General features: G+C 37.8%; 12 protein-coding genes. All 12 read left to right on the forward strand.

Annotation, left to right across the window (positions count from 1 at the left end):
• Positions 1–8 precede the first annotated feature (8 nt).
• On the forward strand, positions 9–2690 hold the full coding sequence (locus tag ACT8YW_RS09265; protein ID WP_444104705.1) for a family 78 glycoside hydrolase catalytic domain: 2682 nt from the start codon (positions 9–11) through the stop codon (positions 2688–2690).
• 939 nt (positions 2691–3629) lie between these two features.
• Positions 3630–6767, forward strand: a complete 3138-nt coding sequence (locus ACT8YW_RS09270) for a glycosyl hydrolase (protein WP_444104706.1) — start codon at positions 3630–3632, stop codon at positions 6765–6767.
• Positions 6768–6935: 168 nt separating this feature from the next.
• Positions 6936–8786 carry a RagB/SusD family nutrient uptake outer membrane protein gene (locus ACT8YW_RS09275; RefSeq protein WP_444104707.1) on the forward strand — a complete coding sequence of 617 codons (1851 nt, stop codon included), beginning with the start codon at positions 6936–6938 and terminating at the stop codon, positions 8784–8786.
• A gap of 21 nt (positions 8787–8807) precedes the next feature.
• Positions 8808–9257 carry a DUF5004 domain-containing protein gene (locus tag ACT8YW_RS09280; protein WP_444104708.1) on the forward strand — a complete coding sequence of 150 codons (450 nt, stop codon included), beginning with the start codon at positions 8808–8810 and terminating at the stop codon, positions 9255–9257.
• 18 nt (positions 9258–9275) lie between these two features.
• Entirely contained in the window at positions 9276–10331 is a 1056-nt protein-coding gene (locus ACT8YW_RS09285) for a DUF4961 domain-containing protein (RefSeq protein ID WP_128858349.1), read from the forward strand.
• Between the two features lie 32 nt (positions 10332–10363).
• Positions 10364–13273, forward strand: a complete 2910-nt coding sequence (locus ACT8YW_RS09290) for a SusC/RagA family TonB-linked outer membrane protein (protein ID WP_342382845.1) — start codon at positions 10364–10366, stop codon at positions 13271–13273.
• Between the two features lie 16 nt (positions 13274–13289).
• Entirely contained in the window at positions 13290–15026 is a 1737-nt protein-coding gene (locus ACT8YW_RS09295) for a RagB/SusD family nutrient uptake outer membrane protein (protein WP_128858347.1), read from the forward strand.
• 5 nt (positions 15027–15031) lie between these two features.
• Complete coding sequence (locus ACT8YW_RS09300) at positions 15032–18097, forward strand: SusC/RagA family TonB-linked outer membrane protein (RefSeq protein ID WP_195366372.1); 3066 nt, start codon at positions 15032–15034, stop codon at positions 18095–18097.
• Positions 18098–18121: 24 nt separating this feature from the next.
• Entirely contained in the window at positions 18122–19426 is a 1305-nt protein-coding gene (locus ACT8YW_RS09305) for a DUF5005 domain-containing protein (protein ID WP_444104709.1), read from the forward strand.
• 169 nt (positions 19427–19595) lie between these two features.
• Positions 19596–21584, forward strand: coding sequence for a sialate O-acetylesterase (locus ACT8YW_RS09310; protein WP_444104710.1), 1989 nt, complete (start codon positions 19596–19598; stop codon positions 21582–21584).
• A 54-nt stretch (positions 21585–21638) separates the two neighbouring features.
• Entirely contained in the window at positions 21639–23912 is a 2274-nt protein-coding gene (locus ACT8YW_RS09315) for a GH92 family glycosyl hydrolase (RefSeq protein WP_444104711.1), read from the forward strand.
• A 29-nt stretch (positions 23913–23941) separates the two neighbouring features.
• Positions 23942–25500 (forward strand): GH92 family glycosyl hydrolase (locus ACT8YW_RS09320; protein ID WP_444104712.1); only part of this gene is annotated, 1559 nt, incomplete at its 3' end.

Genomic DNA, 25500 nt, shown 5'->3' on the forward strand with positions numbered 1-25500 from the left:
AATAGAAGATGAATAGAATGAAACGATTGCTATGTTTAGGTTTAATTTGTTATTTCTGTTGTCTGTCGATGATAGTATATGGAAATGAGAAAACTTCGCCTTTCTATTTGGCGGAATTAAAATGTGAGAATCTTATTGATCCTTTGGGGATTGATAATGTAACTCCTCACTTTAGTTGGAAGTTAAAGGGGGACGGCTGGAAAGGCGGGCAAACTTATTATGAAATACAGGTAGCTTCGGATAGTATTCTGTTGGTGCAGAATAAAGCTGATTTATGGAATACCGGAAAATTGAAATCCAAAACTTCGGTTATGGTACCTTATCGAGGGAAGACTTTAACTTCTCGTTCTTTGTGTTATTGGCGGGTACGTGTTTGGGATGCTAAAAAACAAGCTTCATCATGGAGTCCTGTTGCCCGTTTTGGAGTTGGCATCTTGGATCAGTCACAGATGAAAGGAGAATATATAGGGGCTTCTGTTGAAGGTGGTAAGATTTGTGCTCCTATTCTTCGCAAAAAAGTGAAACTGACTCAAGGGGAGACTTCTTTCTTGCATGTAAATACGTTAGGTTATCACGAAATTTATATCAATGGGAGAAAGGTTGGGGAGGACGTTCTGACCCCTGCTGTATCACATTTATCTAAACGTTCACTAATTGTTACTTATGATATTACTCCTTATTTAAGAGAAGGAGAAAATGATCTGTTTATCTGGCTGGGACAAGGTTGGTATAAAACGACGACTTTCGGAGCAGCTTATGAAGGTCCGCTGGTAAAAGCAGAATTGGATGTGTTGAGAAATGGTAAATGGGAAGTCGTAACGAAGACAGACGGATCATGGTACGGACGTGAAAGTGGCTATTCTGATACAGGTACTTGGCGTGCTTTGCAGTTTGGAGGTGAGAGGGTGGATGGAAGGATTCTTCCACGAGATCTTTCAACACAGGCTTTAGACAAAATGAAATGGACTCCTGTTGTGAAAGTGAATGTTCCCGATCATATCACTTCCCCTCAAATGTGTGAGATAAACAAGATACATCAGATTTTGCAGGCTGTTTCTGTAAAGAAGCTGGGTGAAGGTCTCTGGCTGGTAGATATGGGAAAGGTTCAGACCGGATGGTTTGAGATGCAAATGCCTATATTGCCGGCAGGTCATGAAGTTATTATGGAATATAGTGATAATTTGACGAAAGACGGTGAATTTGACAAGCAAGGTGAAAGTGATATTTATATATCTGGTGGTAAGCAAGGAGAATACTTCAGAAATAAATTCAATCATCACGCTTTTCGATATGTGCGCGTCTCCAATCTTCCTCAAAAACCGGAAATAGGTGCTATGAAATCTCTGCAGATTTATGGAGATTATAAACAGACCGCAACTTTTGAATGTTCGGATGCCGACTTGAATGCTATTCACCAAATGATTCAGTATACGATGAAATGTCTGACTTTTAGTGGATATATGGTAGACTGTCCGCATTTGGAACGTGCAGGATATGGTGGTGATGGAAACTCCTCAACGATGTCTTTGCAAACGATGTACGATGTAGCTCCAACATTTGAAAACTGGGTGCAAACATGGGGAGACTCCATGCGTGAAGGAGGAAGTTTGCCGCATGTTGGTCCTAATCCGGGTGCCGGTGGCGGCGGTCCGTATTGGTGCGGATTCTTTGTACAGGCTCCCTGGAGAACGTATGTCAACTATAATGATCCCCGCTTGATTGAGAAATATTATTCTCAAATGAAAGAGTGGTTTAAGTATGTTGATAAGTATACAGTAGATGGTTTGCTGAAACGTTGGCCCGATACCAAATACCGTGACTGGTATTTGGGAGATTGGCTGGCACCCATGGGAGTAGATGCAGGTAATCAGGCTTCAGTGGATTTGGTAAGTAACTGTTTTATCAGCGAATGCTTGAGTACTATGTATAAGACAGCCTTAACATTAGGAAACAAAGAAGAGGCGGAAGAGTTTGCTATTCGTAGAGAAAAACTTAACAAGTTGATTCATCAGACGTTCTACCGTGCGGATGAAGGGATCTATTCTACCGGCTCACAATTGGATATGTGCTATCCTATGTTGGTAGGTGTTGTACCTGATTCTTTGTACAATAAAGTGAAAGAGAATGTTGTTATGATGACCGAAGAAAAACATAAAGGACATATTGCTGTTGGTCTGGTTGGAGTACCTATTTTGACAGAATGGGCTGTTCGGAATAAACAAGTGGATTTCTTCTATCAAATGATGAAGAAACGTGATTATCCCGGTTATCTGTATATGATTGACCATGGTGCGACAGCGACTTGGGAATATTGGAGCGGAGAACGAAGTCGTGTGCACAATTGTTACAATGGAATTGGTACTTGGTTTTATCAGGCTGTAGGAGGAATACGTCTTGACGAGGCTAAACCTGGATATCGTCACTTCTATGTCGATCCTCAAATTCCAAACGGTGTGACTTGGGCAAAAGTAACGAAAGAATCACCTTATGGCACAATTGCTGTTAATTGGAAGTTGAAAGATGATAATCAGTTGAATCTTCAATTGACAGTTCCTGCCGGAACAACGGCTACAGTTTGCATCCCTAATAATGCTGTCTCATGTAAAAAGAATAAGAAGAAAGTGAGCGTTAAGGAGCAGACTGTTGATGTAGAAGCAGGGCATTATGATTTTCTATTTAATTTGAAATAGATACCCTACTAGAGTGTATTTATGATTTTCATTTCTCATATTCTCATTCATTAATCATAAATGGCAGAAAACTAATAGGATAGACTATGAGAAATGATTTTTAAGATGGTATTTCTCATAGTTTTTCCGTCAAATACCCCGTATTTTACCTTATTTCTCATACTTGTTGGATGCATTTCTCATAGTGTTTTTCCAATCAACCTATACAAGAATAAAGAAACAGCTAGTCAACCATTATCAGGGAAGTACATATTCTCTTTGTCCCATATATTGTGGGAAAGTATTCCCTATTAACAGGGAAAAGATTCTCTTATTTTGTGGGAATAAATTCTCATAATATTAGGGAATATTTTCCCATAATATATGGAACAATCGGAACTACAGTTTATCTTCAACCAGAAAAAAGGAGAAGATAGTATTTAACTATGAGAAATACTCTGAAATACTATGAGAATAAGGTGAATTTTAAGCTAAAATAGAAGGTGTATTATGAGAAATGCCGTCTTAGAAAGTATTTCTCATAAGCTATTTATTTGACTATTTGTTGTTTATCAGTCACCTATGAGAATATGAGAAATGAAATTTAAAAATCTTCTCTAGAGACTGCTGAATTTTTTATTGATACATTTAAAAACGTACCGTAATAAACTAAATTATCATTTAATTTAAATCTGTGCAGAAACAAAATTAACTTTAGGAAAATTGTCTTGTGAATTAACTTGAAGTTAATCGCCTTGATTATTATTTTTATATGATTCTTTTTTAGTGGTTTCCCAAATTTCAAGCGTTCATAGGATAAAGTTCAATAGATATAGGTAAAAAGTTAGGAGTGATGTTTGAGTTTCCACAATATTCCTCCAGTTTATATATTCTCTTTTTATTAATTGGCTGGAGGAGTTGCTGGAAGTTTCGTTTGACTAAAGTGAAAAATATGATATCATGAAAAATGTTTTAGTAATGATTACGTGTGCCTTGATTTGCTTTTTATCAGCGTGCTCGAATGTAAAAGATGTGCTTTCTATAGTAACTATTGAAAAAGGCTTCCGAGAAATTCCCGATAGTATCCGAGTGGGATGTTATTGGTATTGGATTTCAGATAATATCTCAAAAGAGGGAGTGGTTAAAGATCTGTATGCTATGAAAAAGGCAGGGATCACCCGTGCATATATAGGAAATATTGATATAGGAGGAAATGCTTATGGAGATGTGAAGATATTTACGCCTGAATGGTGGGATGCTATACATGCAGCACTGAAAACTGCGACAGAACTGGACATAGAAATAGGAATGTTTAATAGTCCCGGATGGAGTCAGTCGGGAGGACCGTGGGTGAAGCCGGAACAGAGTATGCGTTATCTGGCAGCCACCGATACGATGGTGAAAGGTCCGCGAACTTTTTCGTACACAGTACCAGGATATTCGGATTCCATGCAGTTAGTTCGTATTATTGCTTATCCTGTCCAAAGCGACATGTTTCAAAAAGAATGGAAAGTGCAACAGAAAGGATATGAACCCGTAGTTTTTGAAATGCACCTTGATGAACCACAGCCGATTCGTAGTTTCATTTTTGCTACAAACAATTATGTCTGGACGAAAGCGGAGCTCCAAGCTAAAGTCGGTGATGCCTATAAAACGATCCGGAAGTTTGAGATAGACCGTACCAATGGTATGCGTTCTGTCGGATTTTTCACCAATGCTCCGGTTGTTCTTTCTCTTCCTGCAACGGAATCTGCGGACTTTCGTTTATTGTTGGATAAGCCGATTAATTCTTATGGGGATGTAGAAGCCACGGTCACTCTTTCTTCCGCAAGAACGATAGAACGATATCCGGAACAATCTTTGGCGAAGATGTATCAACGTCCCGATCCTAAATGGGATTCATATATGTGGACTAATCAGGATTGGTATAATGATTCGGAGGGCTTTGTGATACCACAGGATAAAGTAATAGATTTGACTGCTTTTCTTTCTTCCGATGGGACTTTGACTTGGAATGTACCGGAAGGTGACTGGATTATTTCCTGTTTGGAAATGAAAACGACAGGTGTGACAAATACACCTGCCACACCTGAAGCTACCGGACTTGAAGTGGATAAAATGAGTAAGCAACATGTCAACGCACACTTTGATGCTTATATGGGTGAAATTCTTCGTCGTATTCCTGAAGCTGATCGTAAGAGCCTGAAAATTGCAGTGCAAGACAGTTATGAGACGGGTAGCCAAAACTGGACGGATGATATGCTGGAGCGCTTCAAGAAAGCTTATGGATATGATCCACTTCCTTATCTACCTACTCTCTATGGTAAAGTAGTAGGGAATGAAGATATGTCTTCTCGTTTTCTTTGGGATCTGCGCCGTCTGATTGCAGATGGAGTTTCATACGATTATGTAGGTGGATTGAGAGATATTTGTCATCAACATGGGCTCACAACTTGGTTGGAAAATTATGGGCATTGGGGATTTCCGGGAGAGTTCTTGCAATATGGCGGTCAATCTGATGAGATTAGTGGTGAATTTTGGAGCTTTGGTGATCTGGGGCTAATTGAAAATCGTTGTGCTTCCTCTTGTGGGCATATTTACGGTAAAAAGCGTATTTGGGCAGAATCATGTACAAGTGGAGGACCTAATTTTACCCATTATCCGGGCAATATGAAAGCACGTATTGATCGTTTTTTCGCTGAAGGTATCAATGCTTCACTACTCCATTTGTATATTCACCAACCTTATGAAGATCGTAATCCCGGTGTGAGTGCTTGGTTTGGAAATGATTTTCATCGTAAAAACACTTGGTTTAGTCAAATGGATTTATTTACAGACTATCTGCGGAGGTCGAACTTCCTTTTACAGCAAGGTACTTATGTGGCGGATGTCGCTTATTTCATCGGTGAAGATGCTCCCAAAATGACAGGTTCAATAGATCCTCAATTACCAAAAGGATATTCTTTTGACTTTATTAATGCCGAGGTTCTTTTAACGAGGGCTATCGTTAAAGATGGTTGTTTGACCCTGCCTGATGGAATGAAGTACCGTTTACTGGTATTGCCAAATCAAAAATCAATGCGCCCCGAAGTACTGAGAAAGATTAGTGAATTGGTACACGATGGCTTGGCTGTTTATGGTGATACTCCTGAATATTCTCCTAGCCTGTCCGGCTATCCTGAAGCAGATAAGGAAGTATCACATATTGGTACAGAATTGTTTGCTAACGATCATTATGGAAAAGGAAGAGTGTTTCAACGGGGTATTATTTTACAAGATGTGTTGGATACACTGAATATACATCCTGATTTTAGGTGTGAAAAAGATATGCCAGTTTTGTTTATACATCGAACTCTACCAGATGCGGAAATTTATTTTGTATCCAATCAGCATAATGAGAAAGTGTTTTTTAACGGAGAATTTCGTGTGTCGCAGGAATTCTCTCCGGAACTTTGGAATCCTGTAACAGGAGAGATTCGTTATTTACCAGATTTTAAAAGTAAAAAAGGCTATATATCTTTACCTGTTGAGTTGGAAGGAAATGAAAGCGCCTTTATTGTTTTTCGCAAGACTAACAAAGTAACAGAAAAGAAAGATAATTTTCCGCAAAAAGCAATAGTTTATAAGATAGATACCCCTTGGAAGATCACATTTGAAGCAGGTAAACGTGGACCGAAGACCCCGGTAGTTTGGTCTCAATTGAAGGATTGGATGGATTCAGAGAATGATAGTATAAAATACTTTTCCGGACAGGCTGTTTATGAAACTACTTTCACATTGGAAAAACTTCCGCAGAAGAGCCTGTATATTGATTTGGGGAATGTAATGATAATGGCAAAAGTTACTTTGAATGGACACTATGTAGGCGGTGTGTGGATTAATCCATATCGTTTGAATGTGACAGACTATTTAAGGGAAGGTGAGAATAAATTAGAAATAACAGTCGTCAATAATTGGCAAAATCGTCTAATCGGCGATCAACGTCTTCCAGAAGATCAACGTCTGACGTGGACGACTATTAATCCTTGGAAAGCTGATTCTTCATTACAGTCTTCGGGGTTGCTTGGACCTGTAGAAATTCAGTTTTTTGATTATTAGTTATGAAAACATAATATTGATAAGAGAACTGTTGAAGAAAGAGACAATCGTAATCATAGTTTGAAAAATAAACTCTTTTTTAGTGGTATCCTTATTTATAATCGTTCATAATTTAAATATATTTCCGATATTATAAAATAGATTTATTAATTGCAAATTTAATGTGAAATGAAAAACATTCGTTTAATTTTTGCTTTTGTCACACTGTATTTGGCTTCATCATGTGCTGACAAAAGTTTTCTAGATGAAACGCAGACGACTGATTTAAGCAGAGAGACTGTATTTGCAGACAGTACTTATACTGCTGGCTTTTTGAATCAGATTTATGTGGACATAGGGTTTGATACCGATCCGGATCGTTTCTCGGAGTATCCATTTGGGATTAAGATAGGACACGGAGGTCTTCAGACAGCTTGTGATGAAGCGGAGTTCAAAATCTCTTCTTCTAACACGACAGATGTTATGTTTGCCACAGGTACTGTAAACCCTGTAACTGTATCTAAAGATGCATGGGAAAAATGCTATCGCAACATTCGACGTGTAAATGTATTTTTGAAATATGTTGATGGTAGCCCAATGATTGAAAGGGCTAAAACGACTTATAAAGCCGAAGCTCGCTTTTTACGTGCATGGTATTATTTTATTTTATTGCGTCATTATGGAGGTGTTCCATTGATTGGGGATAATGTATATGATGCGGAAGATGAAATGAAAACATCTCGTGATACGTTTGCAGATTGTGTAGATTATATAATTAAAGAGTGCCAAGCAGCTGGAAAAGATTTACCTTCTGTTACGACTGGTCGAAGCTCTGGGCGTATAAGCGATGCTGCATGTAAAGCATTGGTTTCCCGTGTACTGCTTCATGTAGCTAGTGATTTTTATAATGGTACTGATTTCGCTCCGGATGGATACCCCAAAGAATTATTAGGATATCCAGAAAAAAATGATGAGCGTTGGAAAGATGCCGCTGATGCTGCTAGAGCAGTTATAGCAATGAATTCTTTTAAATTGTTTGAAAGACATGTGGATCAAGATAATAATCCAGATAGGGGATGGGGATTTTATGCTGTATTTAAACCTAAAGATTTCGGTAAACCACAATATGCTGAATATGAGGGAGAGACTTATCCAGGAGGTGCTTATTGTGAATTAATTCTTGAAAAGAAAAGAGGTGATGGAAATGATTTAGAACAATTTTTCTATCCTCCATCACTTTCGGGAAATAATTATGGTGGTTATGCATATCATGATTTAGCAGAAGCTTTTCCAATGGCTGATGGTCTGCCAATTGGAGAAAGTAAATATGCTTATGATCCATTGAGTCCACAAGTAAATCGTGACCCACGTTTTAATAACACGATTATTTATGATGGTTGTCTGGTTGTGAATAATCCGAACTTAGATGGTTTACTTTATGTATATACATATCAAGGTAATAGTGCGACAGAAGATGCTATCCATAAGTGTACTTCTACTGGATATTATATTCGTAAACTAACTCATCATCAGGCAAGAGCAGCTATTATTGCTCCTCCACAATCACGTCCGTTGATTCGCTATGCAGAAATTCTACTCAATTATGCAGAGGCTGTCAACAGATATTATGGACCTCAATATACTGAAGTGATTGGTAGTGTGGAAATGGGTCCATTGGCAGCATTAAAAGCAATTCGTAAACGCGCAGGCATTGAGGCCGGTGATGATGGAAATTATGGATTGAATCCAAATATGACAAAAGTAGAAATGGAAGACGCAATTCGACTTGAACGTCGATTAGAACTTGCTTATGAGGGATTTCGTTTCTTTGATGTTCGGCGTTGGGGAATTGCAGAGCAAACAGATAATAAGGCTATGCATGGTTATGAAATTACAAAACAAATGAATGGAAACAGAGTCGGACGTGTGATAACTGTTCGTACACATGTATTTCGCCCCGCTATGTATTTCTGGCCGATACCTTATGATGAGGTAGTGAAATCAGAAGATTTGCTACAGAATCCTTATTATGAACAGTAAATGAGTAAAGACAGGTTAATTATGAGAATAAATATTAAGAATATATTTCTTTTTCTCCTTTTAATAGGAACCTTAGGAGCATGTGATACTTTTAAGGATGAGAATTCTAGCGATTATGTTGAATTGCCTAAAAATATACAGGGCACTTGGCAATTAATGGAAGTTACTAGGAATGGTATTGATATCTCCCAAAAGATGGGTTTTACGAATTTTCATTTATTGCTTAATAAAGATAATACGTATGTATTGGAAAATTATTTGCCTTTTGTAGTAAGAAAAAATGGTGTATGGAAAGTGGATGATCCAGAATACCCACATTTTCTAATTTTTACAGAGGATGATGCATCATATAATATTTCTTCTGCGATGAAATATCCAATTGCGAATGGAAAACGGCGAATTTCATTAACCTTTAGTACAGGGTGTGAAAGCAATGTATATACGTATGTATTTGATAAAATAGCAGATTGACTTTAAAATGATAGATTGATGAAAAATATAAAAAAATACAGAAAGAGGACATTATATGTTCTTTATATTCTCATGCTAGTAGCTATTGTATTTGCATGTGTTAATTTAGATCCGATTTCGGTGAAACAAAAAATGCCAGATGGATCTGAAGTTTCATGGGTGAAAGCTGGTGAGACAGCTACTTTTACATTGACAGGAAATATTGATTGTAAAGAAGATGGGCATAATGGTGTTCGTTTTGTTGTTGCTATGTTAGCTCCCAAAAGTTGGAATATACGTGAAAATGTGAAGATGACTTATAGATGTTCTATATTAGCTCCATGGGAAGAAGAATTTTCAATGTCTCCAATTCCTGAGGACATAGCTCCTAAAAATCGTCAAGGAATGTCATGGTCAGAGGCTTTAATGGGGGTGTTTGGTATAGGTCCTAATGTGCTGAACGATATGGAATGGGTTGCTTTTTGGACAAATGATACATGGGATATAGCTAATTACATGAATCCTAAATATGAAATTAATATTAAATGTAAAACTGGTTTACAAAATTTAAAGGCACATTTAGGCTTCTTTGTTAATCATACAGATGATGGTTTAAGTACAAGTACAGATCACTGGAAATGTCAATTTTCAGATGATTGTTTTGAGGTAGTAGAAGGGAGAGGGGCAGTTGTTGACTTCTGTGAGCTTCATGCTGCGGTGGTTGAACCTTTATCCGCATTGCAAAATGACTTTATTACATTTACTTTCCAAGGGGGGATTATTGAAAATGAACTGATAAACGCTGATGAAATATTTTTTGAAGCAGTAGCTCATACAGAAAGTGGTGTTTCTTATACGGTTAATGATAGAAATAATAAAACACGTTTGAAAAAGGAAGGAGCATTTACTTACAGTTTGACTATTTGGCCAGAAGATTTTTTTGGCATACCAAATGGAGAAATAATAACTGATATTGACTATTTGTTCACCAATAAGGACGGCTCTGTCACTATTACAAAAACTGATGATGAAATGGCTGGTAAGTCCGTGGTAGGACCTAAAGAAATGTTTAATTATGAACTACGGTGTGAATGATATTCATTTTATTAATGTAAAAAACAGATTGTATGTTAAATAAAGAAATCAACAGATATTGTTTTTTGTTTGCTACAACATGGATGTTATTTAGTCCGATCTGGCAACAGACAGCAAGTGCACAAAAAATAAAGAATTCTGAAAAAGTAATAAGAGTCGATAGTGTAAAAACTATTATTAGCGGAGTACATGCAGGTAAAGATAAAGCGTCTTTTTTAGGGGCGGAGAATACTGTGTATACCGATCAGTTAACCTCTACGATGGGAACAACAATTATACCTGCTTTGATGGGACGAATGCCGGGATTGAATATTTCACAGTATCGTGGTGCTCGTCTTCACCAATCTGCAGCTAATTATGAGGATATCATTTTTGGACAGCAGGCACCAAAATTCGGGTCAACTGTTTATAGTGATAATACAGAGTTTGATATTACGTCTCGTGGTAAAGCTCCTGTAGTTATTATTGATGGTGTTCAACGTGATCTTTATTCTATAGATCCTGAAGCAATAGAGTCTGTATCTATTCAGAAAGACGCTCTTTCTACTTTGTTTTTGGGAATGCGTAGTTCTCGTGGCGCATTGGTTATAACAACGAGAAAACCTGATAAGGAAGGATTTCATTTATCATTTACTGGTCGATTTGGTGTTTTAAGTTCTGTGAAAAAGCCTAAGCCTCTTCCTGCTTATCAGTATGCCTATTTGCTAAATGAAGCTTTACAGAATGATGGGAAGCAACCTTTTTATTCGTTTGATGATTTTGCAGCTTTCCGTAATCATACTAATGAGTTCACTCATCCGGATGTTAACTGGTATGATCAATTATTGGATAATAATACTACTGCACAATCTTATAATCTGAATGTTTCTGGAGGGAACAAATTTGCTCAATATTTTGTAAGCTTGGGATATACTAATGAGAAAGGTCTCTTTAAAACAAATTCAAATAATGATTATAATACTAATTTGAATTTCAACCGTTATTTTATTTCTTCTAGAGTAAATATAAATATCACAGATGATTTTACTGCTGATGTAACAATGATGGGACGTGTAGAAGAAGGAAACCAACCTGGTGGAAGTGGTAATGGTTATAGTGATTTATTGTTAAATATATATACAACTCCCAATAGCGCTTATCCTGTTAGAAATCCTAATGGAACATGGGGAGGTAATGTGTCGTACACAAATAATTTACTATCTCAAGCAGTGAATTCTGGTTATATTCTTGATGGTACTCGGGATGTATTAGGAAGCATCCGATTAAAGTATGATTTAGATAAGTTGGTTAAAGGATTAGCAGTTCGTATGGATGGTAATGTATCAGCACAGTATCGTTCAACTACCAATCGTACTAAAAGATCCCCGGTATATCAATATAAATTAAATGATGATGGAGGGGCAGGATATACGATGTATGGTTCGACTGATACACAGAGGAATACATTTACCGCAGTATCTAATTTCCAATACTTATATGGACAATTAGCTGTTGATTACGAACGTCAATTTGGTATACATGGTTTGAAAGCTTCTGTAACGGGTGATACTCGTCAGGTCCTGACAGATTATAATTTGCCGGAAATACCTTCTAACGTGATGGCTAATGCATCTTATGATTATGCAAAAAAATATTTTGCACAAGCTGCTGTAATTGGTAGCTATTATAATCGTTATGCACCGGGTAAAAGGTGGGGAGCTTTTTACGCATTTGGTCTAGGATGGGATATTAGCAAAGAAGCATTTATGGAGAATGCTGATTGTGTTGATTTGCTCAAAATTCGTGGTGTATTTGGTAAAACAGGTGATGGCATGGACAATTCTGGTTATTATGCTTATAGACAAACATTTGGTGAAAATCAGTTTAGTGGGTATCCTCATGGAACAAGTCAGGATTATGGATCATCTTTTATCGAAAATTCTCCTCTAGCCAACTTGAATTTAACATGGGAAAAAGCGCATAAATTAAATATTGGAGCAGATATAAATCTGTTTAATAATCGCTTACAAATTACAGCTGATTATTATAATGACAAGTATTTTGATATGTTGCAAAGCAGAGGGAAAAGTATAGAATTAATGGGTATTGCTTATCCGGCAGAAAATATAGGTAAAAGGCGTCATTATGGAGGTGAATTGTCATTGACTTGGCAAGATCGCATTGGATATTTTAATTACTATGTAACTGGTAATTGGAATTGTATGCAAACTAAACTTTTGTATATGGATGAACAAGATGTGCCTTGGGAGTATCTTCGTCAGACAGGTCAACCTACAGGTGCTGTATGGGGATTAGTAGCTGATGGTTTTTTTACTTCAGAGAAAGAAATAGCAGAGAGTCCTGTTATTGAAGGATTTGAGAATATTCGTCCGGGTGATATCAAATATAAAGATTTGAATGGCGATAAAGTGATTGATGAGTTTGATCGTACAATTATTGGCGGCGAGAAACCGATATCTTACTTTGGGCTAGATTTAGGATTCAACTATCGTGGATTAGAATTTTCTATGTTATGGCAAGGTGTTTATAATCGTGATATTTATTTGAGCGATTGGACGCTGTTAGAAGGATTTCAATCTAATAATCAACATTATGGTCAGGCTTATGAAAATATGTTAGGACGTTGGACTCCAGAAACTGCTTCAACAGCTACTTTCCCACGATTAACAGCTGGTGGAAATGAGTACAATAGAGGTAATGGTTGGAATTCTTCATTTTGGATGCGTTCAGGTAATTTTATTCGTTTAAAAAATGTTAGTTTAGCATATAGTCTACCTAAAATGTTTTGTCAGAAATATTTAGGTGGTATAGGAATTAAGATTTTCGTAAATGGTCAGAACTTGTTCACCAAAGCTGCATGCGATTTAGTTGATCCGGAAGTTAGTTTTACTAGTTATCCATTGCAACGTTGCATCAGTACTGGCATTAATGTTAAATTCTAAGAAAAGAAGAAATATTATGAAACGAAATATATATTTAACTTTCATCGGAGTAGGGATGTTGGCTTTCTCTTCTTGCGTTGATAGCTATGAAAAGCTTCCTGTGGAACAATTCACAATCGATTATGTGTTTTCACGTACAGACTCTCTAGGTAAAAAAGCTGTTGGCTTTTTGGATGAAATATATAATATGTTGGATTATGGTCATAACAGGGTTAATGGTGATTATTTGGATGCAGCATCAGATGATGCTATATCTATTGATGCATCAGATCCTGATGTATATAAAATGGTTATGGGGCGTTATACTGCTAACAGCCGTACCTCTGATATGGGATGGGGAGAATATTATGCTGGAATTCGCAAGGTAAATTTCTTAATAAACAATATAGATGTTGTCCCTTTTAACTTGACCTATAAAGATGCTTCTGGAAAAGTACGTCCATTAAATCATTCAATGAAAGCGGAAGCACGCTTTCTTAGGGTTTATGCTTACTTTGAATTATTAAAACGTTATGGTGGAATTCCTTTGATGGGAGATAAGGTATATCAATTAGGAGATAATATGGAATTGCCACGTAATACATTCGCTCAATGCGTTGACTATATGGTCAAAGAATTAGATGATATCAGAGGTGATTTACGTGCTTATCCCTTGGAGAATACTGCTTCTGATGCTCATGTTGCTACTCGTGAGGCTTGTGATGCAATGAAGTCAAGAATATTATTGTATGCGGCTAGTCCTTTGTTCAATGAGAAACCGATAGAACCGGGTAATGAGTTAGTAGGATATGCTTCGTATGATAAGGAGAGATGGAATGTTGCAGCCAAAGCTGCTAAAGCTTTTATTGATGCTTATGGGCCTGAAGGTAGTCAAGTCTTTGGGTTGACTTCAAATTTCAAGAGAATTTTTTTAGAATATTATAGCCCTGACTCTAATCCGGAAATAATTTTCTTTAGACAAGGTGGCAATAATAAGGTTGTAGAAACACAAAATGGTCCATTAGGATTTTCAGGTGAATCACTAGGTTATGGACGCACTAATCCTACGCAAAATCTAGTGGATGCTTTTCCTATGAAAGATGGAAAATTAGCTGCTGAGAGTTCTACACAGCCTTATGAAAATAGAGATCCACGTTTTTATTGTACTATATTGCATAATGGTTCTAGATGGCTGGGAAAAACGTTAGCTACTTATCAAGGGGGAGTTAATAACCCGACAGGTTCTGCTCAATATACACGTACTAGCTATTATATGCGTAAGTTTATGGGAGATTTTGAAGAGAGTGAAACTTATGGAAATAATTATCATTTATGGGTGATGTATCGATATGCTGAGATTCTGCTGAATTATGCGGAAGCTTTAAATGAATATGAGGAGAAACCGTCGGATGAAGTATATAAGGTACTAAGAGCACTAAGAAAAAGAGCAGGCATTGAAGCAGGCAAAGATAATAAGTATGGATTAGAAGATAATATGTCACGGGATGAAATGCGTTTGGTTATTCAAAATGAGCGACGTATTGAAATGGCTTTTGAGGAGCAACGTTATTGGGATATTCGCAGATGGCGTTTAGCAGAGAAAATCTTTGAAAAACCTCTACAAGGGATGTCTATTGTTAGTGGAGCAGGTTCTTTGTCTTTTGAGAGAGTCGATATACTGTCTGCAAAATTTGATAGTAGGAGATATTTATATCCGATTCCTTATTCAGAGGTTATTAAAAATAGAAACATGGTTCAAAATCCGAAATGGTAATACGTATGAAAAAGTTATTTTTAATATTAATAGGTATAAGCCTTTATACTTTCGCTTTTGGTCAATCGTTTGCATTAAAAGGAATAGTTTCATCTACAGATGGAGAACTGTTGCCTGGAGTTAATGTACGATTAAAAGGTGCGACAATTGGTACTATCACAAATTTAGATGGACAGTATCAGATCAATGTGAAGATTGGAGATGTATTGGAGTTTTCTTATATTGGTTTTAAGAAACAGGAGGTATCTATCAAAGGGAAAAAGGATTTGAATATTGTACTTTCTCCTGACCAGACAGATTTGGAAGAAGTAGTTGTAGTGGGATATGGCAAAGCGAAACGTTTGACATTAACAGGATCTGTCAGTGGAATTTCTGCTCGTGAATTGCGTACGGTACCAACCAGTAGTGTCCAAAATGCATTATCAGGAAAGCTGCCTGGATTTTTTAGCCAGCAACGTTCAGGACAGCCAGGTAAAGATGCTTCCGATTTTTTTATTCGTGGTGTCAGTTCGCTGAATGATGATGGTAATAAGCCTTTAATTATTGTGGATGATATACAATATACGTATGATCAATTGCAACAAATTAATGTAAATGAGATAGAGAGTATTTCTATCTTGAAAGATGCTTCTACTACTGCAATCTATGGTATAAAGGGAGCCAATGGCGTTTTAGTTGTTAAAACAAGAAGAGGGCAAGAAGGAAAACCTCAAATTAATGTGCGTTTAGAGGGTGGTATGCAGATTCCTGTTCGTACTCCTAAATTCTTAGATTCATATAATACTGCTATTTTAGTGAATGAGGCATATGAAAATGATGGATTACCAAGAAAATTCACAAAAAGGGATGTTATGGCTTTTAGAGATGGAACTGATCCATATGGACATCCCAATGTAAATTGGTATGATGAAATTTTCAAAGAAACAGCGACTCAGGCAAATACCAATATCGATATTTCAGGTGGATCTAAACGACTAAGATATTTTGTTTCTGGAGGTTATTTTTCTCAAAATGGTTTGGTGAAAGATTTTAGTAGTGAACAAGATGATGTAAATTCTAATTATTTTTATCGTCGTTTTAATTTTCGCACAAACATTGATTTTGATGTGACTAATAATCTGAATATGAGATTAGATGTATCTTCTCGTTTTATGAATATTAATGAGCCTTGTGGAATGAATGCTGTGGGTGAAATTTATGATTTTTCTAAAATGCATCCTTATTCAGCTCCCGTGTTGAATCCTGATGGTTCATATGCTTACCTATATGATGTTGAAGGATCTAAACCCACTTTAAATGCTCGTTTAGCAAATGAAGGCTACAAACGCACAAGACGTAATGATAATAATATTTTGTATGGTGCTACTTATAAAATGGATTTTCTGACAAAAGGGCTTTCTGCTAATTTTCGTTTGGCTTATTCTAGTATAGATGAAAATTATCGTCAGACATCTCGGGGTGAATATCCCACTTATCATTATAATTCGGATACGGAACTTTACACAATCAATCCAAATCGCAATTATGCCTTTGGTACTTATGGGGTAACTTCTAAAACAGAAAAAGCCGTTAAAGATCTGAATATTCAAGCGTCTTTAAATTATTCACGTGTTTTTAAAGAAGATCATGATTTAAGTGTGATGTTACTTTGGAATCGTCAAAGTAATACGGATGAAAAGGAAGCGAAAGTTCCTGCCAACTTTGAGGGATATACAGGAACCATCAGTTACAAATATAAAAATAAATATTTGATAGATTTTAATGCAGCTTATAATGGAACTGACCGTTTTGGAAAGGATAATCGTTTTGGATTCTTTCCTGCTGTTGGGGTAGGATATGTAATTTCTGCAGAACCTTTTTTTGCTGAACGTTTTAAAAATGTACAATTGTTGAAGATTCGTGCTTCTTATGGTATAGTAGGTTCAGATGTAACTACAGGTGATCGTTATTTATATCGCCAGGTGTATAATAAAGGTGATGCGTCTTATTTTGGGGAAGTTCCTCAGGCTTATGATTCATATAAAGAAGGAGATCTGGGAAATAATCATGTTACTTGGGAGAAAGCAAAGAAGTTTGATATTGGATTGGATATGAACTTATTTGATAAAATATCATTTACTATTGATTATTTTTATGATAAACGTTATGATCAGTTGGTTGCAAAAAATGATATTCCTTTGATCTTAGGTGTTGGGCTTGCGCCTACCAATGTGGCTAGAACTTCGAATAAAGGTATAGATGGACAGTTAGGTTTTCAAACACGTTTGGGACAGGTCGATTTTAATACAAATTTCGTATTCTCTTATGCAAAAAATAAGGTTGAATATAAAGCGGAGGCACAACAAAAATATCCATGGTTGGCTCAGACTGGAAAACCTATAGGACAAACCTTTGGATATACTTGTCTTGGGTATTATACACCAGAAGATATTGAAAAAATAAAAAGTGGGGCTGAAGATGCTCCAGCTGTTCCTAATCTAGATGTGCCCATTCAGGCTGGTGACTTGAAATATAAGGATTTGAATGGAGATAAAATTATTGATGACTATGATAAATCAGCCATAGGAAAGCCTAATTTGCCTAATACTACTTTGGGTTGGTCTTTTGGTGGATATTGGAAAGGATTTAGTTTCAATATTTTATTTCAAGGCTCTTTCAACTATAGCTTTAGTGTGGTTGGTACAGGTATTGAACCATTTAAAAGCCAATTCCAACCAATTCATACAAGACGATGGACGTTGGACCGTTATCAGAATGGTGAGGAAATCGATTTTCCTCGTTTGACGAGTAATCCTTCTACGATTAATAGTTCGGGTGCCTATATGTCTGACTTTTGGCTGGTTGATGCATGGTATATTCGTTTGAAGACCATCGATTTGGGATATCAGCTTGATAAAAAAGTGTTACCTAAATTTATTGATAATGTTCGATTTTATATGAGTGCTTATAACTTGCTTACATTTACAAACTATAATAAATATCAGCAAGATCCGGAAATTAGTACGAATACGGCAGGTGATGCTTATATGAATCAGCGTGTACTGAATCTTGGTGTGCAATTGACATTCTAAATAAATGATAAAATAGATAAGATTATGAATAAATATAGAATTGGAAAGTTGCTATTACTCCCTTTATTGTTGGGAACATTTGGGGCTTGTAGTGATTTTGATGCTGTACCTTTGGAATATAAGGAAGATCCAGCTTTTGATGTTGATCCTGCATGGGAACTAGAATTATTGGGTGGACAACCGGATGATCGTGTTGTTGTTTATAAAGATAAAAAATACGATAAACTATTTACCCGTACTTTGGGATGGAATGGCGGTGATGGAGTATTGACTACTCTGTTACCTGACGGAAATGCATTTTGGTCATTTAATGATAGCTTCTATGGAGTAGTGGATGGGGAAACACGTGCACGTGGAGATTGCAGTTTTCCTCGTAATAGCATAATGGTGCAAACTCCTGGAGATGAGGAAGAAAACCTGGTTTGGTTAGCTGATTTTGTACAAACTACCAACCCCGAGACTTCTCGTTATTATCAAGCACGTACTCATATTCGTCACCCCAAAGCTAGTTTGAGTGATGATAAGATCCAAGAAGGAGAAATTGATCAGGATTGGTTATATTGGGCAGGTGATGCTACTGTTTATAATAATCAATTGCAAGTACTTTGGAATGGAGTGGACAATACAGATCCTGATCCAAATAAAAAAATGAGACATGAAGGAATCTGTTTGGCTATATATAGTTTGGAGGGAAAACCGGGTGATGAAAACTATATGAAAATGCTGAGTGCAAATCATAATTTTAATCCGGTGGATATATATGGATTCGGTTCTACTTTATGGGAAGATGAAGATGGACATACTTATTTGTATGGTACATATAATAATTATGATATTGTAGTGGCTCGTTCTACAACACATGATTTAGATAGTCCATGGGAATATTATGTATGTGATGCATCGGGACAGTATATATGGCAACATACTTATCCTACTCAAGAAGAGATTTCTCGTTCAAGAATTCAAGAAACGGATTGTAGTATGCCTTGGGTATTCAAGAAAGGTGATAGTTATTATATGGTGGCACAGTCTAAATGGTTTGGGCATGAAATGTATATTTTTCGAAGTGATAAGCCGTATGGACCTTTTATCGAGCGAAAATCATTATTCAACATTCCAAATACTCTTGATAAGTTAGGACCACAAGAGTATGGTAACTTATATATGGTAAACTTGCATTCTCATCTATCGCGTAATGGTGAATTAGTCTTTTCTACTAATACCGATCCAAAAGATTTTTGGGATAATTTCAACGCTGTAGGTAGTGCAGACTATTATCGTCCTTACTTCTACCGTGTATATAATTGGGAGAAAGTTTATGAAGAATAGACTTTAGTCATTATAAATAATAAAAAAGAACCATTTCTTAGATTAGAATAAGAAATGGTTCTTTTTTATTATTTTAAGGGTAAAATGTGACATCAAGTTAGTGGCAAATGAACTTTTATTCGTTCATTAATTATACTTTTATGCTAATTAATAAAAATGAAAAACGGATATGAATAAGACTTTGATCTGTGTATTAGGGTGTTTGATGTGTGGAGGTAATGCTTTTGCACAGATAAAACTATCTCCGATATTCTCGGATAACATGGTGTTGCAGCAACAAACACAAGCTCCTATATGGGGTGAGTCTAAACCCGATAAGGAAATAGTAATCACTACTTCATGGGATCAGAAGAAATATACAGTTCAGGCTGATGCGCGAGGTAAGTGGAATACAAAAGTAACCACTCCGGCAGCTGGAGGACCTTATGACATTATAATTTCCGATGGGAAAAAAGTGAAACTTTCTAATGTGATGATCGGAGAGGTATGGGTATGTTCCGGCCAATCCAATATGGAAATGCAGGTAGAAGGTTGGGGTAAAGTGATGAACTATCAGCAAGAAAAAGAGGAGGCGGACAATTATCCGAATATTCGTTTCTTATTGGTAGAGAAAGCAACAAGTCCATTACCAATAAATGACATTAAAGCAGCAGGAAATGGTTGGCAGGTTTGTTCATCAAAAAGTGTAGCAGACTTTTCGGCAGCCGGTTATTTTTTCGGACGTGATTTACATAAGTATCAGAATGTGCCAATCGGCTTGATAGATACTTCTTGGGGAGGTACCTATATTGAGACATGGACGAGTAAAGAGGCTTTAGCAACAATGCCGGATATGCAGAAGAAACTTGATGTCTTGAAAGAACTTCCGATTTCATCCGAAGATCGTGAAAAGAAATTTCATTCAGATGTGGAAGATTGGAAAAAGGAGATTGAAAAGATTGATAAAGGATTTGTGGATGGCAGAGCCGTATGGACAGTTACAGACTTTGAAGACAGTGCATGGAAAACAATGAGAGTGCCTGGTTTGATGCAAGAGCAAGGTTTGAAAGGATTTAATGGTATCGTTTGGTTCAGAAAAACAATAGATATTCCGGCGAAATGGGAGGGCAAAGAACTGACGTTGAATGTCGGAGTAATTGATGATAATGATTTTACCTATTTCAATGGCGTGCAAGTAGGACACACCGAGGGATGGATGTCCCCTAGAAGCTATAAGATACCCAAAGAGTTGGTGAAAAGTGGTAAAGCGGTAATTGCTGTGCGTGTTATGGATACAGGAGGTACAGGTGGTATAAATGGAAGCCCTGAAAGTATTTCACTTCATCGTTCTCAATCAGATGTCATATCATTGGCCGGTGATTGGAAGTATCAGATTTCTTTGAATATTAAGGATATTCCACAGATGCCTGTTAATACAGCCAATGAACCGAATATTCCTGCCTTCTTATTTAATGCGATGCTGAATCCGTTGATTCCTTATAGTATAAAAGGGGCGATTTGGTATCAAGGAGAAGCTAACACAGGACAGGCATATCAATATCGTGAATTGATGCCATTAATGATAAAAGACTGGCGGGATCGTTGGGGATATGACTTCCCATTTTACATGGTGCAACTGGCAAGTTTCACAGCTCAACAGACAGCTCCAGTGGATGCAACTTGGGCTGAATTGCGAGAAGCTCAAACACGAACATTGCATCTTGCAAATACAGGAATGGTTGTGACAATTGATATAGGTGATGCTTTTGATATTCATCCGAAAAATAAGCAGGAAGTCGGCAGACGTTTGGCATTGGCTGCGCGGGCACAGACTTATGGTGAGAAAATACCATATTCCGGTCCAATGTATGATACGTATCAGATGGAAGGTAATAAGATCCGTATTTATTTCAAACATACAGATGGTGGGTTGAAGACTGCAAATAACGAAGTAATAAAGGGATTTACCATTGCCGGTGTTGATCATAAATTTCATTGGGCTGATGCTGTGATTGAGGGTAATACCATCGTTGTATCTTCACCGGAAGTTGGTTTCCCGATAGCTGTTAGATACGCATGGGCTGATAATCCGATCTGTAATTTGTATAATGGAGCCAATCTTCCGGCATCTCCATTCCGTACGGATGATTGGCCGGGAATCACTTTCGACAATAAATGATTCATTCAATCTATTTATCAGTAAAAATAGTACGTTACACATTAAAGAATAACCATGAGAAAACTAATTTATCTAGTAATCTTTCTTTTTATTTCGACAGGAATATATGCCCAAATGAAAGACCTTGTGCAATATGTCAATACACTGCAAGGTACCGACTCTCATTTCGGATTAAGTTATGGAAATACATACCCTACTACCGGTATGCCTTATGCCATGCATACGTGGTCTGCCCAAACAGGGAAAAATGGAGAAGGCTGGAAATATCAATATGCAGTAGATAATATTAGAGGATTCTGCCAGTCACATCAATGTAGCCCGTGGATGAGTGATTATGCGGTGTATTCCTTTATGCCGATGGTAGGGAAGTTAGTCGTTAATCAGGAGATGCGGGCAACGAAGTTCAGCCATGATAATGAAATTGCCAAGCCGCATTATTATAAAGTGATGCTGGATAATGGAATTACAACCGAGATGGCTCCAACTACTCGTGGTGTACATTTACGCTTTTCTTATCCCTCTACCGAAGACGCCTATCTGGTAATTGACGGATATACAGATATGAGTGAAATCAAGATTGATCCGGTTAAGAGACAAATTTCCGGTTGGGTGAATAACCAACGTTTTGTAAATAACTCTAAGACATTCCGTAGTTACTTTGTAGTGCAGTTCGATAAAGCATTTGAGGATTACGGTATGTGGGAAAATCAGAAAGATGAGATTTTCCCTAAAAAGTTGGAAGGAGAAGGCAAAGGCTATGGTGCTTATATCAAATTTAAGAAAGGATCGAAAGTACAGGCAAAGGCTGCTTCTTCCTATATCAGCGCAGAGCAGGCTGTGATTACACTGAACGACGAACTGGGTAAAGATAAGAATTTGGAAGCCACCAAAATACGTGGACATAAAACGTGGAATGAATTATTGAACCGAATCCAGGTAGAAGGTGGAACAGACGAACAAATGAAAACTTTCTACTCCTGCCTGTTCCGTGCCAATCTCTTTTCACGCAAATTCTATGAACGTAAAGCAAACGGAGAACCTTATTACTATAGTCCTTATGACGGTAAAGTATATGACGGATATATGTACACCGATAATGGATTCTGGGACACTTTCCGTTCTCAATTTCCATTAACTAATATTCTGCATCCTACTATGCAGGGACGTTACATGAATGCCTTGCTTGCCGCACAAGAACAATGCGGATGGTTACCTTCCTGGTCAGCTCCCGGAGAAACAGGAGGAATGTTGGGTAATCATTCCATTTCATTACTGGCAGATGCGTGGGCAAAAGGGATTCGGACTTTTGATCCGGAGAAAGCTTTGAAAGCATACGCACACGAAGCCATGAATAAAGGTCCTTGGGGAGGCGCCAACGGACGCGGTTTCTGGAAAGAATATTTTGAACTGGGATATGTTCCTTATCCGGAATCAATGGGATCAAGTGCACAGACAATGGAATATGCATACGATGATTTCTGTGGCTACCAACTGGCTAAGATGACTGGAAACAAACACTATCAGGAAGTTTTTGCCCGTCAGATGTATAATTATAAAAACGTATTCGATCCGTCTATCGGTTTTATGCGTGGAAAAGGCGTCGATGGTAAATGGCAGGAACCGTTTGATCCTTTGGAGTGGGGCGGACCTTTCTGCGAGGGTAATGCCTGGCATTATACCTGGTCTGTATTCCATGATGTAGAAGGTTTAATAGACTTGTTCGGAGGCGACCAAAGATTTACGACCAAAATGGATTCGGTATTCACCCTTCCCAGCACTATTAAACCGGGAACTTACGGAGGAGTGATCCATGAAATGAAAGAAATGGAATTGGCGGGTATGGGACAATATGCACACGGCAATCAGCCGATTCAGCACATGCCTTATTTGTATAGCTATGCCGGCCAGCCATGGAAAACACAGTATTGGGTACGCCAGATCGTTGAAAGATTGTATAATTCCACAGAAAGAGGATATCCGGGAGACGAAGACCAAGGTGGTATGTCATCATGGTATATCTTGAGCTCATTAGGCATTTATGCCGTTTGTCCGGGTACGGATGAGTATGTAATTGGCAGTCCGTTATTTAAGAAAGCTACTATAACGATGGAAAACGGCAATAAATTCGTGATTGAAGCGAACAACAATAGTAAAGAGAATCTCTATATCCAGTCTGCTACCTTAAATGGACGTGTGTTGGATAAGAATTTTATCAGATATGACGATATAGCAGACGGAGGAATCATCCGCTTCGAAATGGGAAGTCAGCCGAATAAAGAACGATGTACGTCGAAGTATGCCGCTCCTTTCTCTTTGTCGAAAGAATAAGAAACTAAAAAGTGTAACGAGAATACAGTATGAAAAATAAAGTTTTAACAGGTTTATTATTGGTTTTGATTGGAGGGTGGGGGAGTCTCTCGGCGCAGAGCGCCGGGAGTAATTATGCCCGTCAGGTGAATACACTGATAGGTACAAAAGGTGTGGGTCTGACTTCGGGATATCTTTATCCCGGAGCCACCTATCCTTATGGAATGGTGCAGTTTACCCCCTCTTACTTTTCTAAACGTTCCGGATTTGTCATCAACCAATTGAGTGGCGGCGGTTGCGAACACATGGGCAACTTCCCTACTTTTCCGGTAAAAGGCAAACTGAAGATGTCTCCGGACAATATTCTCAACTATCGTATCAATATCTCTGAAGAAAAAGGACATGCAGGTTATTATGAGGCAATGGTGCAGGAAGACATCAAAGCCAAACTGACTGTGACCGAAAGAACTGGTATGGCGAGTTATGAATATCCGGCAGATCAGCAATATGGTACGATTATTATCGGTGGAGGTATCTCCGCCACTCCGATCGAGCAGGCAGCCATCGTAATCACTGCACCGAATAAGTGTGAAGGATATGCAGAGGGTGGTAATTTTTGCGGTCTGCGTACACCGTATAAAGTCTATTTTGTTGCAGAATTTGATGCTGATGCCTTAGAATCGGGAACCTGGAAAAGAGATGAACTGAAACCGAACACAACTTTTGCCGAGGGAGAATATTCCGGAGTCTACTTTACTTTTGATGTAAGCAAGAAGAAAAATATCCAGTATAAGATTGGTGTCTCTTATGTTTCCGTAGAAAATGCACGTGAGAATCTGAAAGCAGAGAATACCGGATGGGACTTCTTACAGATTCAGAACCAGGCAGAATCCAAATGGAATCACTACTTAGGTAAAATCGAAGTAGAGGGCACTAATCCGGACCGGACCACTCAATTTTATACTCATCTGTATCGTTCGTTCATTCACCCGAATGTATGCAGTGATGTGAACGGAGAGTATATGGGAGCTGATTTCAAGGTGCATAAGTCCCGTTCGAAACATTACACCTCTTTCAGTAACTGGGATACCTATCGCACACAGATTCAATTATTGTCGATGCTCGATCCCGAAGTTGCTTCTGATATTGTGATTTCTCACCAACTATTTGCCGAAGAGGCTGGCGGCGCTTATCCACGTTGGGTAATGGCCAATATTGAAACCGGAGTGATGCAAGGAGATCCGACTCCTATCCTGATCTCTAATGCCTATGCTTTTGGTGCCCGTAATTATGATCCGAAGCCGATTTTCAAAATAATGAGAAAGGGAGCCGAAGAACCGGGAGCAATGTCGCAGAATGTGGAGGCGCGTCCGGGATTGAAACAGTATTTGGATAAAGGATATTATAATGCTTCCATTCAATTGGAATATACTTCTGCGGATTTTGCCATCGGACAGTTTGCATTGCACGCCGTAGGAGATGAATTTGCAAGTTGGCGTTATTTTCATTTTGCCCGTTCATGGAAGAATCTGTACAATCCGGAAACCGGCTGGCTGCAATCACGTAATCCGGATGGTTCGTGGAAACCTCTGACTGAAGACTTCCGTGA

The organism is Bacteroides sp. (assembly GCF_052357945.1).
In the GTDB taxonomy this organism is placed as follows: Bacteria; Bacteroidota; Bacteroidia; order Bacteroidales; family Bacteroidaceae; genus Bacteroides.

What these genes read in the sequence shown, in the direction of transcription:
- ACT8YW_RS09265 (WP_444104705.1), top strand. Translation starts at nt 9, where the DNA reads ATGAATAGAATGAAACGATTGCTATGTTTAGGTTTAATTTGTTATTTC.
- ACT8YW_RS09270 (WP_444104706.1), top strand. Translation starts at nt 3,630, where the DNA reads ATGAAAAATGTTTTAGTAATGATTACGTGTGCCTTGATTTGCTTTTTA.
- ACT8YW_RS09275 (WP_444104707.1), top strand. Translation starts at nt 6,936, where the DNA reads ATGAAAAACATTCGTTTAATTTTTGCTTTTGTCACACTGTATTTGGCT.
- ACT8YW_RS09280 (WP_444104708.1), top strand. Translation starts at nt 8,808, where the DNA reads ATGAGAATAAATATTAAGAATATATTTCTTTTTCTCCTTTTAATAGGA.
- ACT8YW_RS09285 (WP_128858349.1), top strand. Translation starts at nt 9,276, where the DNA reads ATGAAAAATATAAAAAAATACAGAAAGAGGACATTATATGTTCTTTAT.
- ACT8YW_RS09290 (WP_342382845.1), top strand. Translation starts at nt 10,364, where the DNA reads ATGTTAAATAAAGAAATCAACAGATATTGTTTTTTGTTTGCTACAACA.
- ACT8YW_RS09295 (WP_128858347.1), top strand. Translation starts at nt 13,290, where the DNA reads ATGAAACGAAATATATATTTAACTTTCATCGGAGTAGGGATGTTGGCT.
- ACT8YW_RS09300 (WP_195366372.1), top strand. Translation starts at nt 15,032, where the DNA reads ATGAAAAAGTTATTTTTAATATTAATAGGTATAAGCCTTTATACTTTC.
- ACT8YW_RS09305 (WP_444104709.1), top strand. Translation starts at nt 18,122, where the DNA reads ATGAATAAATATAGAATTGGAAAGTTGCTATTACTCCCTTTATTGTTG.
- ACT8YW_RS09310 (WP_444104710.1), top strand. Translation starts at nt 19,596, where the DNA reads ATGAATAAGACTTTGATCTGTGTATTAGGGTGTTTGATGTGTGGAGGT.
- ACT8YW_RS09315 (WP_444104711.1), top strand. Translation starts at nt 21,639, where the DNA reads ATGAGAAAACTAATTTATCTAGTAATCTTTCTTTTTATTTCGACAGGA.